We start from the raw sequence: 14,533 nt of genomic DNA, 5'->3' as shown, positions 1-14,533 counted from the left end.
CTAAATTTGTAATTTGATCAGTTCAACGAGCCAAACGGATTCTCACGTTTTGGTGCTGCTGGTTTTTCAACTTTCGCAGGTGTCGTTGTTTTAGCAGGTGTTGTTTTTGCTGGAGTCGATGCACGGCGCGTTGTACGTGCAGGCTGTCGAGTAGTTCGAGTCTCTTGAACACGCTTAGGGGCTTCTTCAACTTTGGTTTCGATTACAGTCAAAGGTTTAGCTTTTTTAACTGCTTCAGAAAGTGCCAACGCAGGTTCGTAAGTCTCTTCAGTCAAATAACGTACTTCTGGTCCACGCATTTGCTCTAATGCCTCATTCGCGATTCCGATTCCAGCTAAAAACTTAGTATCTGTTAACGATGAGTGCTGAACATTTTGTGCATTAAGACTGTTCACCAATTGAAGTGCTTTCTGATTTTGTCCGATTTGTTGAAAACGCTGAGCTGCTTGTGCTAGAAAACCATTTTTGTTGTCTTTATTTTTTTTATCACATGCTTGAGCATAAATTTGTAGCAATGTCTGGTCTGTTTCACCCGCTACTAATGGATGATCTTTAACACAACCTCTTTTGAGTTTTACTTCATCTGCGTAAGTTGTAGACGCCATCCCCAACCCAATTAGCAGAGTTATAAGCAGAATTTTAGTATTCAAAACACACCCTCATTTATTATAAAATTTACATTAACTATATGATTCATTAAATCATTTTTTTAACACACTCAATGTTTAGAGCAATGTCTTCTATATATTAGATTTAATTAAAATTTAAACTTATAAATGCAAACTTAGTCAACATTATGACCATTATAATAAAGAAACAATTAAGTTTTTTAAGTTACAAAATTATATAGTTCTGTAAACGATTCACACTATAGGATAGTTTTTTTATCACCTTTATTTAGGTAGAATAAAAAATATGGGTGAATTTTTTCATACTAAAAATTATTGTTTATTAAATATTTAGTCGTTAAAAATCTTAAAAATAGACGTTATGCAGGTTTATTTTAAGTAACTATAAATAATTTGAACACAGAGAATTCTGATGAATAACTTGAAAATTTTGATTACAAAACTATCTCCTACGACAAGAACAGCACTAGAAAAGTCTGCAAATTATTGTATTAATCAACAAAATTATGAAATCGAAATTGAACATCTACTCTTCGAATTATTAAATCAAAACGTAAAAAATGATCTCTCCATTTTGCTCGATCACTATAAAATTTCTAAAAATGCACTGATCGATGATTTACAAGAAACGATTTCGCACTTGCCCAAAGGCAATACGCGTACACCTATTTTTGCTCAATCGATTGTACGTTTGCTAGAACAAGCTTGGCTTATCGCTTCCGCAGATCAAACCCCAGTCATCCGTAGCGGACACTTATTAGTTGCGTTATTGACTGCAGGAGATTTATATCAAATCGCGCTTCGTGCATCGAGTTTATTCGATCTGTTCCCGATTGATACGATGAAACACAAATTTATAGAAATTTGTAGAGCTAGCATTGAAGAGCATCTCCCTCAAGCTGATCATCAAAATGATGTTCAGGATCAGGATACGATTCAAAGTTCAGAATCTCATGTAAAAACACCTGCACTAGATCAATACACCATTAACTTGACTCAAAAAGCGCTTAACGGTGGGATTGATCCTGTCATTGGACGTGAGTTTGAAATTCGCCTTATGTTGGATATTCTGATGCGTCGTCGTCAAAATAATCCTATTTTAACGGGTGAGCCAGGCGTAGGTAAAACTGCTGTCGTTGAAGGTTTAGCGCTGAAGATTGCCAACAACCAAGTGCCTGATGCATTAAAAAATGTACATATCCATGTTCTTGATATGGGTCTATTACAAGCAGGTGCAAGTGTAAAAGGTGAGTTTGAAAATCGCTTAAAACAAGTCATCCAAGAGGTTCAAAGTTCCGCTCATCCTATCATCATCTTCATTGATGAAGCACACACACTGATTGGTGCAGGCGGTCAAGCGGGTCAAAATGATGCGGCGAATCTCCTTAAACCAGCCTTAGCACGTGGCGAGTTAAGAACAATTGCTGCAACTACATGGGCTGAATATAAGCAATATTTTGAAAAAGATGCGGCGCTCAGTCGTCGTTTCCAAGTCGTCAAAGTTGAAGAACCGACTGAAGAGGTTGCGATTGATATGCTTCGCGCCATGATTCCTGTCATGGCTAAACACTTTAATCTTCAAATCGATGACGAAGCCATTGTGACTGCTGTTCATTCTTCACATCGATATATTGCTGGTCGACAACTCCCAGATAAAGCAGTGAGTGTTTTAGATACTGCTGCCGCTCGTGTGGCATTGACTCAGAATGCTCAGCCAGTAAAGTTAGATCAGCTACATGCTCAACATCATAATTTATTGCTTGAATTAGATATTTTGGAACAAGAGAATAATCAGTTCCCACAGCATGACGAACGCATTTCCGATCTTAAAAATACGATCAATGAAATAGAAAATGAGTTAAATACCACAACTGAAAAGTGGAAACAAGAAATTGAAATTGTTCAACAAATTAAAACACTTGAGCAAAAAAATTTTGAAATAAAAGATGAAGAACAAAGTAATGATTTTAAAAATCAGATTCAGCAACTTAGATCAGATTTAAAAATATTACAAGGTGAACAACCTCTGGTATTTGAACGTGTTAATGCTCAAATCATTAATGAGATTATCTCAGACTGGACTGGTATTCCTGTAGGAAAAATGGTCAATGACGAAATTAAGCAAATTCTAAGTTTAGAAGAAAAACTGGAACAACGCGTCATGGGGCAAGACTATGCCCTGCATCAACTTGTTCAAGGAATCAAAACCTCTAAAGCAAAACTTGAAGATCCAAACAAGCCTCAAGGGGTATTTATGTTGGTTGGGCCAAGTGGTGTAGGGAAAACAGAAACGGCTTTAGCTTTAGCCAATGAGCTGTATGGTGGGGAATCTCATCTCATCACGATTAACATGTCTGAGTATCAAGAGGCTCATACTGTTTCCTCATTGAAAGGTGCGCCTCCAGGCTATGTAGGATATGGTCAAGGTGGTGTCCTCACTGAAGCTGTTAGACGCAATCCGTATAGCGTTGTTTTGTTAGATGAAATTGAAAAAGCACATTCAGATGTTCAAGAGTTGTTTTACCAAGTTTTTGACAAAGGCACACTTGAAGATGGTGAAGGACGTGTTATCGATTTTAAAAACACCACAATTTTATTGACCTCTAACACTGGCTCAAGCGCAATTATGCAGGCCTGTTTGACTAAACCTGTAGAAGAATGGCCTACGGCAGAAGACTTAATTGAACATTTAAAGCCAAGTTTATATAAACAGTTTAAACCGGCCTTCTTGGGACGTATGCGTATCGTGCCTTACTTCCCACTCCATGATGATCTACTTGTGCGTATTATTCATCATAAGTTAGGCAAAATTACTGATCGTATTTTCAAACAATATCAAACACGTGTTGAATACACGGATGATTTGGTGGAACTACTCTTAAGTCGCTGTACAGAAGTCGATAGTGGCGCACGTAATGTCGACAATATTCTAAACTCTTCAGTTTTACCTGAACTTGCAACACAAATATTGATCGCCTTGGCTGATAACAAAGTCCCTAAGTTAATTCAAATTGATAGCAAAGATGACGTGATTGATTATCGATTAGATCCAACAACAGCACCGAAAAAGCGTAAAGCCACCAAAAAGAAAATTGTTGAAGCATAATTATTTGAGTATATGAATTAATATGAACATTGATATAGAACAGCTACTTCAACCAATCTCAGATCAAGCAATCTGTGGCGAAGATCTATCTTTTTCGAATGAATTTCATGAGATCAAGAAAGCGAAAACCCAAGATGATCCGCTCTTAGATATGGGGGATTGGGTAGCTGAACCTAAGCAAGCAGATTGGTCATTTGTTTCGGCAAAATGTATCGATGTTCTGACTCAAAAAAGTAAAGATATTCGTTTATTGACTTGGTTAAGCGAGGCTTGGAGTCAACTCTACGGTTACGAAGGAGTCGCTCGTAGCCTTGAGCTTTCGCATCGTATGTTATCCAATTATTGGAAAGCTATACATCCTGAAATTGAAGATGATGATTTAGATCAACGTCTGGGTTTATTGCAAGGTTTGACTTCTCAGTTACCTGCTTTGATTAAACGTGTTCCACTCATCAATTCAGCTCCTTTCTATTCAATCTACGATTATGAAAAATTACTGCATCAACAAAATGTAAGATTAAAAAATGCTGATGATTATGGATCTTCTCAGAATCATCCAGAAGTTGAGCAGTTCGAACAAAGCTTATTTAATACCTCAAAAAGTTTCCAATACAGCAATTATCAGTTCTTTTTAGAAATTTTGATGCACTGGGATACCCTCAAGCAAGTACTTGATCAACTGATGCAATTAGACGCTCCAAGTTTCGCAAATACTGATTCTCAGTTGGAAGACATACATAAAACACTGAAAAAAATTTACAAAGCAGATGCATTTTTAATGTCTGAGGATACTCCTGACATGAATCAAGACCTACAATTCCAAGAAAACAATTCAAATATAAATTCTGCTCCAACAGCAAATATACAAGCAGCAGTAACTCAGCAGTCATTTCAACCTCAACCACAAAGTCATCTACAAAATCGTGAACAAGCAATGCGAGTGCTTAAAGATATTGCGGATTATTTTCAAGCAAATGAACCACATAGTCCTGTGAGTTATATGCTTCAAAAAACCATTAAATGGAGCCAAATGCCGCTTCATGAATGGCTCGCACAAGTCATTAAAAACGATAACAACCCATTGGAATCAGTCCATGAACTCTTGGGTGTAAAAAATAGCAATGAATCTAATGAATGGTAATCTCAATGTTTAAAGCAGAAAAAGTACTGTGGGGTGAAGGTCTGTTTTTAAGACCACAGCACTTTCAAATTCAAGACAGTTATCATGAACAGCGTTTAAATCAAACTATTCGCGCCACCATTCCATTCGCATATGGGGTACAACAGCTCAAATTTGATGAATCTCAATTAACGACCCATGTGCTAGCAATTGAGCACATTGAAATGATTTGGCAAGATGGTGAAATTTACGCTGCTCCTTCGCGAGATCTTTTACCTCAGCCCGTACTGCTCGATGAGCTCAATTTCCGTGGTGAAATGACCATTTTTCTTGCGCTCCCTATCGTTCAACCAAACAAGCGTAATATCGCCCATGAGGCTTCGACACAACCAAGTCGATATCATTCGTATCTGAATGAAACTCATGATTTGTTCACAGATGCCACACCTGCTGAAATTACTTACATTCGTCGTCGTGCTGAGCTGAAATTACTGGAATCTCAGAATGATACTCCTCATGAACTGGATGGTTTTTTATATTTGCCAATAGGAAAAATTAAGCGTCATAGTTCAGGAAGCTTTGAACTTGATACAAAATTTATTCCACCAATTTTGCATATTGCTTCATGTGAGTCATTGGTTGCTAATTTAAAACGTACCTTGAATGTCATTAAAGCAAAAATCAAAACTATTCAAACCAACAATCGCGAAAACGAACAAAAATTAATTGAATTTAGATCAGGTGACATTGTTTCATTTTGGCTAGTGAATGCATTGAATACTGCTCATGCAACTCTCAGCCATTTATTGACTCATCCCCAAATTCACCCTGAACGCTTATTTTTTGAATTACTCAGATTGACTGGCTCATTACTGACATTCTCAACAGCCTATGAAGTTGAACATTTACCTCAATATCAACATCATAATTTACAAGATAGCTTTGCGCAGTTAGATGTCATTTTAAGAGAGTTACTCGACACAATCATTTCAAGTCGATACTTCAATATCAGTCTTAAAGAAATACGTCCTTCGTATTGGGTTGGTAGCTTAGAGTCAGATAAGATCACTCGCGAATCTCGTCTGTATATTGCTGTGTCTAGTTCAATGATGCAGACACACGAACTTGTACAAATTGTCCCACTACGTTTTAAAGTGGGCACAACAGTCGATGTTGAGCAACGTGTCGTCTCTGCATTGCCTGCTATTCCGATTCACCATTTGATGCAAGTACCTACTGCGATTCCAGTCCGCTCTGGTGTGAGTTATTTTGAAATTGAACCTCATCATGAACTCTATCAACGCATGTTGGAGTCTGAAACCATCTGTATTTATGTACCTGCTGGATTCCAAGATATCAGCATTGAACTCATCGCAGTGATGAATGGCTAGAGATTGAGAAGAGAAAAATATGAATATGCCTAATGGAGCACCTTCACTGTTCGATGACGGTCAGATTGGAGCAGGCTCTACACCACAGCAACAGAATAAATTGACACAGTCTTCTAATTTGGTTGATTTAATGCATGACGGTTTCTATATCGTTTTTTTAATTCGTAACCAATACGTTCCTGACAATGTCGATGAATTTCGCCAAAAAATCATGGATCAACTACAACGTTTCGAATTACAAGCGAAGAAGTTGCAGTTCTCAGCCGAGGATATCCATGATGCAAAATATGCATTTTGTGCATTACTTGATGAAACGATTGTCACACAACAGGACCCTAGTTATTTCCATTTACAAAATTCGTGGTTAATTAGTCCTCTTCAGTTAACTTTATTTGGATCTCAACTCGCAGGTTATCAATTTTTTGACTTATTAGAAAAAATTAGAACTCGTGGAAAAGATCGCTTAGCGGCTTTAGAAGTTTTTCACTACTGTTTACTGTTAGGTTTTCAAGGTAAATACCGTATTGAATCAATTGAAAGCTTAAATCATTTGGTTGCACGCGTAGGCGATGAAATAGATTATTTAAAAGGTAAAAAAGCCCTCTTTTCACCTTTCGCTGCATTGCCTGATCAAATTAAAAACATTATTCATAGAGAACTTCCATTCGCTTGGATTCTCTTATTTTTACTCCTCTTTGCATTATTGGCATTTTCTGGACTTCGCTATATGCTCAGTCAACAAGAGACCAAAGCCATGACTCAATATAATAATGTCATTAGTGCACCTGCTGAACAGGCCCACATAACGATTCATTTACCATAAAAGATATTCAACATGAGCCAAGAAAAGAAAAATATTAGAGTCCTTACACCTACTAAAAAAAATAAAAAAATTTCGCCTCTAGTAAGTGGAATCATTGGTGTAGCAATTGGTATCTCTGCCACATCTTTAGCTTTTTATACCTATTTAAATCAACCAAGCTTCCAACCAATTAACGCAGCAGATACAGATTCAACACACTCAAATGATAAATTATCCAATATTGATTCAGGAGTCACTCAAGCTGATCAAAACGAGCAATCTGAACCTGATGAATATCACCAAGCTCAACCCAAGCTAAATGAGCTTAATAATATTTTCAAACATCAGCAAACAAACTCTGCTCAAGCAACTCAACCAGTGACTTCAAGTAAAAATCCCTTTGAATCAACTTTTAATCAAGCGCAACCTTTAAGTAACAAAACTCCCCAAGTTCCACCTAAAGCAGAACCAGTAAAAAAGACCACAACTGAAGCATTACCGAAAACCATAAAAAAGCCTGAGTCTAAGCCTACGACAGCCAATGCAAATAAAGTTGCTGAAAGTAAAGCTGACACTGATGAAAATATTGATATTCCTGTAGCCAGCGTAGAAGTTTCAGTCACACGAACTGCTAAAGAACCTGCACCGTGATTTTTTTTATCATTGTCAGTTTTGTGATATTAATCATCGCACTGACTTTATTGATGTCTTATGAGATAAGACAAAAAGTAATAGATTTTGCACAAAGCTTATTACCACAAGGTAAAAAAAAGCTTTTAAACGCACGTAAATTTGCACATGAAATGAATCATGCTGCTTCAGCAGACCAAATTCAAACGCATTGGCACTTACAGCAATGGTGGATACTCATTGCTGGTTTTTTCTTACTTAGCAGTATTATGCTTTTTGCTTTTACAAAACCCGTTGATCCTACAAAAATAGAAGCAAACTATTTAAAGAAAGCTGATCCTCAAATTTATAACTTATTAAATGGGGAAATTCTTTCCCCTCCACCAGAGGTTGAAGAAAGTCTCGTTGATGCAGCAATCATTGAAGCTGTACGTCTTGAGCAACAATATCAAGCTCAAACTGGCGGTTCTGTTTCATCTACAACTATTCCTAATGTAGAAAATTCAGAGTTTTCTCATGGTCATCTCGATACTTCAATGGTAAATCGTAAGTGGGACAAGATGCATCCACGCTATAAACAACGATTACTTATGGTCTTCAAAATTATGAAGGAACAACATGGCTATGAATTAGTATTACTAGAGGGTTATCGTAGTCCTGCACGACAAAATAGCCTATCTCGGAATAAAGCAACCACTTTAGCGACTGCATACCGTAGCTATCACCAATTTGGTTTGGCAGCTGATGTCGCATTCAAGCGAGATGGTAAAGTCGTTATTTCTGAACGTGATCCTTGGGCTATGCGTGGCTATCAGTTATATGGTCAAGTTGCTGAGTCTGTCGGTTTAGTTTGGGGAGGACGTTGGACAAAAATTCATGACTACGGTCATACAGAATATCGAATGCCTGGCTTGGTTCGTAGCAAGGAAACTCATGATCGTTTCATGCGAGAAGCTGAACAAGGTAATTTAATAGCAAACAATATAGAACAGTAATATTCCATTGATTCTCTTTTCAAAATGCCTGTTAACGATACAGGCATTTTTGTATTTATTGATATGGTTTGCGCTTGTAATTAACTATGTGAAGACATCGATTTAGAAGTTAATTTTCCCGTACCCATGCCTTTCCCTTAATTTTATTTGTTTATTTTTTTCTTTTCACATAAAAAAACACCCCCTTGTATTGAAGGGGGTGTTTAGAATAATGAGCTGGCGATGACTTACTCTCACATGGGTAACCCCACACTACCATCAGCGCTAAGAGGTTTCACTTCTGAGTTCGGGAAGGGATCAGGTGGTTCACTCTTGCTATTGTCGCCAGCACAACTGTTGTGACTTTGCTTGGGTCTTATTCGCATGTATTGTTTGCGTGCCTTTGCTTGGTCAAAGAAGTTATTAACAGCTATTTGAGTTGCTTTAATTTGTGCAGTTTAGCGTTTTATCTAACTAAATCAAGTTATTTGTCATGATTTGAACCACAACACCAACTGTTTGGGTGTTGTATAGTCAAGCCTCACGAGTAATTAGTATTGGTCAGCTTCATACGTCACCGTACTTCCACATCCAACCTATCAACGTTGTAGTCTTCAACGGCTCTTTAGAGGACATAAAGTCCTTGGGAAATCTAATCTTGAGGTAGGCTTCCCGCTTAGATGCTTTCAGCGGTTATCCCTTCCGAACATAGCTACCCGGCGATGCGACTGGCGTCACAACCGGTACACCAGAGGTTCGTCCACTCTGGTCCTCTCGTACTAGGAGCAGATCCTCTCAAATTTCCAACGCCCACGGTAGATAGGGACCGAACTGTCTCACGACGTTCTAAACCCAGCTCGCGTACCTCTTTAAATGGCGAACAGCCATACCCTTGGGACCTGCTTCAGCCCCAGGATGAGATGAGCCGACATCGAGGTGCCAAACACCGCCGTCGATATGAACTCTTGGGCGGTATCAGCCTGTTATCCCCAGAGTACCTTTTATCCGTTGAGCGATGGCCCTTCCATACAGAACCACCGGATCACTAAGACCTACTTTCGTACCTGCTCGACTTGTGGGTCTCGCAGTTAAGCGCGCTTTTGCCTTTATACTCTACGCGTGATTTCCGACCACGCTGAGCGCACCTTCGTACTCCTCCGTTACTCTTTAGGAGGAGACCGCCCCAGTCAAACTACCCACCAGACATGGTCCTCGCTCCAGATAATGGAGCAGAGTTAGAACCTCAATATTACCAGGGTGGTATTTCAAGGACGGCTCCATAGAAACTGGCGTTTCTACTTCAAAGCCTCCCACCTATCCTACACAAGTAAGATCAAAGTTCAATGTCAAGCTGCAGTAAAGGTTCACGGGGTCTTTCCGTCTAGCCGCGGGTACACCGCATCTTCACGGCGAATTCGATTTCACTGAGCCTCTGCTGGAGACAGCGCCGCCATCATTATGCCATTCGTGCAGGTCGGAACTTACCCGACAAGGAATTTCGCTACCTTAGGACCGTTATAGTTACGGCCGCCGTTTACTGGGGCTTCGATCAAGAGCTTCGCTTACGCTAACCCCATCAATTAACCTTCCAGCACCGGGCAGGCATCACACCCTATACGTCCACTTTCGTGTTTGCAGAGTGCTATGTTTTTAATAAACAGTTGCAGCGGCCTGGTTTCTGAGGCTGCCAGTAGCTCAAGGAGCAAGTCCTATCACCGCCGGCAGCGTACCTTCTCCCGAAGTTACGGTACCATTTTGCCTAGTTCCTTCAGCAGAGTTCTCTCAAGCGCTTTGGTCTACTCGACCTGACCACCTGTGTCGGTTTCGGGTACGATTCCTGTGTAACTGAAGCTTAGAGACTTTTCCTGGAAGTATGGTATCAGCCACTTCGCTAGTAAACTAGCTTGCTATCGATTCTCAGCATAGAGTACCCCGGATTTGCCTAAGATACATGCCTACAATCTTCCACCTGGACAACCAACGCCAGGCTGACTTAACCTTCTCCGTCCTCTCATCGCATTACACAGAAGTATTGGAATATTAACCAATTTCCCATCGACTACGCCTCTCGGCCTCGCCTTAGGGGTCGACTCACCCAGCCCCGATTAACGTTGGACTGGAACCCTTGGTCTTTCAGCGAACGGGTTTTTCACCCGTTTTATCGTTACTCACGTCAGCATTCGCACTTCTGATACCTCCAGCAGACTTCTCAATCCACCTTCATCGGCTTACAGAACGCTCCCCTACCACTTGCAATAAATTGCAAATCCGCAGCTTCGGTACATAGTTTTAGCCCCGTTACATCTTCCGCGCAGGCCGACTCGACTAGTGAGCTATTACGCTTTCTTTAAAGGGTGGCTGCTTCTAAGCCAACCTCCTAGCTGTCTATGCCTTCCCACATCGTTTCCCACTTAACTATGATTTAGGGACCTTAGCTGGCGGTCTGGATTGTTTTCCTCTTGACTACGGACGTTAGCACCCGCAGTCTGTCTCCCGGATAGTACTCATTGGTATTCGGAGTTTGCATCGGTTTGGTAAGTCGGGATGACCCCCTAGCCGAAACAGTGCTCTACCCCCAATGGTATTCGTCCGAGGCGCTACCTAAATAGCTTTCGGGGAGAACCAGCTATCACCAGGCTTGATTAGCCTTTCACCCCTATCCACAAGTCATCCCCTGGCTTTTCAACGACAGTGGGTTCGGTCCTCCAGTAAGTGTTACCTCACCTTCAACCTGCTCATGGATAGATCGCCTGGTTTCGGGTCTACACCCAGCAACTAAACGCCCTATTAAGACTCGATTTCTCTACGGCTCCCCTATTCGGTTAACCTTGCTACTGAATGTAAGTCGCTGACCCATTATACAAAAGGTACGCAGTCACCACACGAAGTGGCTCCCACTGCTTGTATGCATGCGGTTTCAGGATCTATTTCACTCCCCTCACAGGGGTTCTTTTCGCCTTTCCCTCACGGTACTGGTTCACTATCGGTCAGTCAGGAGTATTTAGCCTTGGAGGATGGTCCCCCCATATTCAGACAAGGTTTCACGTGCCCCGCCCTACTCGACATCATCATGTAAGCCCTTTCGTGTACAGGACTATCACCTACTATGGTTGCACTTCCCAGAGCATTCCACTAAAGCTTACATAACTTAATGGGCTTTTCCCCTTTCGCTCGCCGCTACTGAGGGAATCTCAATTGATTTCTTTTCCTACGGGTACTGAGATGTTTCACTTCCCCGCGTTTGCCTTGCAACACTATGTATTCATGTTGCAATACCTATCTTATGATAGGTGGGTTCCCCCATTCAGAAATCTCCGGATCACAGGATATTTGCCGCCTCCCCGGAGCTTTTCGCAGGCTATCACGTCTTTCATCGCCTCTGACTGCCAAGGCATCCACCACATGCACTTAATTACTTGACTATACAACCCCAAACAGTCGTTCGACCCTACAAGTAGATCGTTCAACATTACAGTTTGAAGTACTGTGTATCTAAACACTGTACAGCTTCAATTCAAATTCATATACCAAAACGCTTGATTCAGTTAATTTCGCTAGTTCTCATTTCAATCACTTCAACTTAATAACTTACGTTATCTCGTTTCCGCTCTTTCTATGAGTATGAACAAATTATTTCAACTCAAATATATGCTGTTAATGATTCACTACGTCTTCGTCAGATCGCAGTCAACTGTGATAAATCACAGAGCTTAATAATCAAGGCGTGCAGTATACACAGCTTTATTACTAAGCTCTATAAGCTATCAACTCGTTTGCTTACTACGTATTCGAATGAATACGTGGTGGAGACTAGGAGAGTCGAACTCCTGACCTCCTGCGTGCAAAGCAGGCGCTCTACCAACTAAGCTAAGTCCCCAGCTTATCATTTAGATCAATGTATCGTATGAGTATGTCATGGTGGGTCTGACAAGACTTGAACTTGTGACCCCACGCTTATCAAGCGTGTGCTCTAACCAACTGAGCTACAGACCCTCAGATACATCGTCATGAAGAACAACTTGTTGTGGATTCTTACCAATCGTCAATCTTTCGTTAAGGAGGTGATCCAGCCGCAGGTTCCCCTACGGCTACCTTGTTACGACTTCACCCCAGTCATCGGCCACACCGTGGTAAGCGTCCTCCTTGCGGTTAGACTACCTACTTCTGGTGCAACAAACTCCCATGGTGTGACGGGCGGTGTGTACAAGGCCCGGGAACGTATTCACCGCGGCATTCTGATCCGCGATTACTAGCGATTCCGACTTCATGGAGTCGAGTTGCAGACTCCAATCCGGACTACGATCGGCTTTTTGAGATTAGCATCCTATCGCTAGGTAGCAACCCTTTGTACCGACCATTGTAGCACGTGTGTAGCCCTGGTCGTAAGGGCCATGATGACTTGACGTCGTCCCCGCCTTCCTCCAGTTTGTCACTGGCAGTATCCTTAAAGTTCCCGGCTTAACCCGCTGGCAAATAAGGAAAAGGGTTGCGCTCGTTGCGGGACTTAACCCAACATCTCACGACACGAGCTGACGACAGCCATGCAGCACCTGTATGTAAGTTCCCGAAGGCACCAATCCATCTCTGGAAAGTTCTTACTATGTCAAGACCAGGTAAGGTTCTTCGCGTTGCATCGAATTAAACCACATGCTCCACCGCTTGTGCGGGCCCCCGTCAATTCATTTGAGTTTTAGTCTTGCGACCGTACTCCCCAGGCGGTCTACTTATCGCGTTAGCTGCGCCACTAAAGCCTCAAAGGCCCCAACGGCTAGTAGACATCGTTTACGGCATGGACTACCAGGGTATCTAATCCTGTTTGCTCCCCATGCTTTCGTACCTCAGCGTCAGTATTAGGCCAGATGGCTGCCTTCGCCATCGGTATTCCTCCAGATCTCTACGCATTTCACCGCTACACCTGGAATTCTACCATCCTCTCCCATACTCTAGCTTCCCAGTATCGAATGCAATTCCCAAGTTAAGCTCGGGGATTTCACATCCGACTTAAAAAGCCGCCTACGCACGCTTTACGCCCAGTAAATCCGATTAACGCTCGCACCCTCTGTATTACCGCGGCTGCTGGCACAGAGTTAGCCGGTGCTTATTCTGCGAGTAACGTCCACTATCCAAGAGTATTAATCTTAGTAGCCTCCTCCTCGCTTAAAGTGCTTTACAACCAAAAGGCCTTCTTCACACACGCGGCATGGCTGGATCAGGCTTCCGCCCATTGTCCAATATTCCCCACTGCTGCCTCCCGTAGGAGTCTGGGCCGTGTCTCAGTCCCAGTGTGGCGGATCATCCTCTCAGACCCGCTACAGATCGTCGCCTTGGTAGGCCTTTACCCCACCAACTAGCTAATCCGACTTAGGCTCATCTATTAGCGCAAGGCCCGAAGGTCCCCTGCTTTCTCCCGTAGGACGTATGCGGTATTAGCATCCCTTTCGAGATGTTGTCCCCCACTAATAGGCAGATTCCTAAGCATTACTCACCCGTCCGCCGCTAGGTCCAGTAGCAAGCTACCTTCCCCCGCTCGACTTGCATGTGTTAAGCCTGCCGCCAGCGTTCAATCTGAGCCATGATCAAACTCTTCAGTTTAAAATCAATAGTACCTAAAGGGTACCAATCTTGGCTCATCAATTACTGACAAAAAATTTGCTCAAATAAACTTCGAGAAATTTCTACCAATTATTAATGATAATATATATCGACCAATCAACCAGTAAAAATCCACACAAGTTGTTCTTCATAATCTCTTAATGATCTTTCTAACATCTCGTCAATGCTAGAAGCTGGACTCGAAACACTTAACAACTCAGCAACCTGCTTCGCTCGTTTCCGTGTATCTCGTCGGTATGGGGTGCATTCTAGAGCATTTCGAAATCAT

Annotated in this window: 7 protein-coding genes, 2 tRNA genes and 3 rRNA genes; 6 read left to right on the top strand and 6 right to left on the bottom strand. The window is 41.6% G+C overall.

Going from position 1 to position 14,533, the window contains the following annotated elements; translation table 11 throughout:
* Positions 1 to 17: 17 nt before the first annotated feature.
* On the bottom strand, positions 18 to 605 hold the full coding sequence (locus AC1M85_RS00165; RefSeq protein ID WP_092766614.1) for a hypothetical protein: 588 nt from the start codon (positions 603 to 605) through the stop codon (positions 18 to 20).
* 433 nt (positions 606 to 1,038) lie between these two features.
* Between AC1M85_RS00165 and tssH the strand changes: the two genes are divergently transcribed.
* Genes tssH through AC1M85_RS00135 form a run of 6 tightly spaced genes read left to right on the top strand, consistent with a single transcriptional unit; the run spans position 1,039 to position 8,673 of the window.
* Positions 1,039 to 3,735 (top strand): type VI secretion system ATPase TssH, encoded by a 2,697-nt coding sequence (gene tssH / locus AC1M85_RS00160; RefSeq protein WP_488213838.1) that lies wholly within the window; start codon positions 1,039 to 1,041, stop codon positions 3,733 to 3,735.
* A 22-nt stretch (positions 3,736 to 3,757) separates the two neighbouring features.
* Positions 3,758 to 4,876: a type VI secretion system protein TssA gene (gene tssA / locus AC1M85_RS00155; RefSeq protein ID WP_488213330.1), complete on the top strand. Its 1,119-nt coding sequence runs from the start codon at positions 3,758 to 3,760 to the stop codon at positions 4,874 to 4,876.
* Between the two features lie 5 nt (positions 4,877 to 4,881).
* Positions 4,882 to 6,246 (top strand): type VI secretion system baseplate subunit TssK, encoded by a 1,365-nt coding sequence (gene tssK / locus AC1M85_RS00150; RefSeq protein WP_481594548.1) that lies wholly within the window; start codon positions 4,882 to 4,884, stop codon positions 6,244 to 6,246.
* Between the two features lie 19 nt (positions 6,247 to 6,265).
* Positions 6,266 to 7,069, top strand: coding sequence for a type IVB secretion system protein IcmH/DotU (icmH, locus tag AC1M85_RS00145; protein WP_481592014.1), 804 nt, complete (start codon positions 6,266 to 6,268; stop codon positions 7,067 to 7,069).
* Positions 7,070 to 7,081: 12 nt separating this feature from the next.
* A complete protein-coding gene (locus tag AC1M85_RS00140; RefSeq protein WP_481595674.1) occupies positions 7,082 to 7,699 on the top strand; it encodes a hypothetical protein in 618 nt (205 codons plus the stop codon).
* Positions 7,696 to 8,673, top strand: a complete 978-nt coding sequence (locus AC1M85_RS00135) for a M15 family metallopeptidase (RefSeq protein WP_488213329.1) — start codon at positions 7,696 to 7,698, stop codon at positions 8,671 to 8,673. The genes AC1M85_RS00140 and AC1M85_RS00135 overlap by 4 nt, the downstream gene beginning before the upstream one ends.
* Before the next feature lie 214 nt (positions 8,674 to 8,887).
* On the opposite strand, the gene rrf is transcribed toward AC1M85_RS00135, so the two are convergent.
* The 5 genes from rrf to AC1M85_RS00110 all read right to left on the bottom strand — a co-directional run bounded on the left by rrf (position 8,888) and on the right by AC1M85_RS00110 (position 14,244).
* A 5S ribosomal RNA gene (gene rrf, locus AC1M85_RS00130) occupies positions 8,888 to 9,002 on the bottom strand.
* A 180-nt stretch (positions 9,003 to 9,182) separates the two neighbouring features.
* A 23S ribosomal RNA gene (locus AC1M85_RS00125) occupies positions 9,183 to 12,074 on the bottom strand.
* Between the two features lie 379 nt (positions 12,075 to 12,453).
* A tRNA-Ala gene (locus AC1M85_RS00120) sits at positions 12,454 to 12,529 on the bottom strand.
* A gap of 39 nt (positions 12,530 to 12,568) precedes the next feature.
* Positions 12,569 to 12,645: transfer RNA gene (locus AC1M85_RS00115), tRNA-Ile, on the bottom strand.
* Positions 12,646 to 12,706: 61 nt separating this feature from the next.
* Positions 12,707 to 14,244 (bottom strand): 16S ribosomal RNA (locus tag AC1M85_RS00110).
* The 16S, 23S and 5S rRNA genes sit together here with 2 tRNA genes alongside, the layout of an rRNA operon.
* Positions 14,245 to 14,533 lie beyond the last annotated feature (289 nt).

Source organism: Acinetobacter sp. 24-47-64, from assembly GCF_057737055.1.
This window is presented reverse-complemented; position numbering and strand designations above follow the sequence as displayed.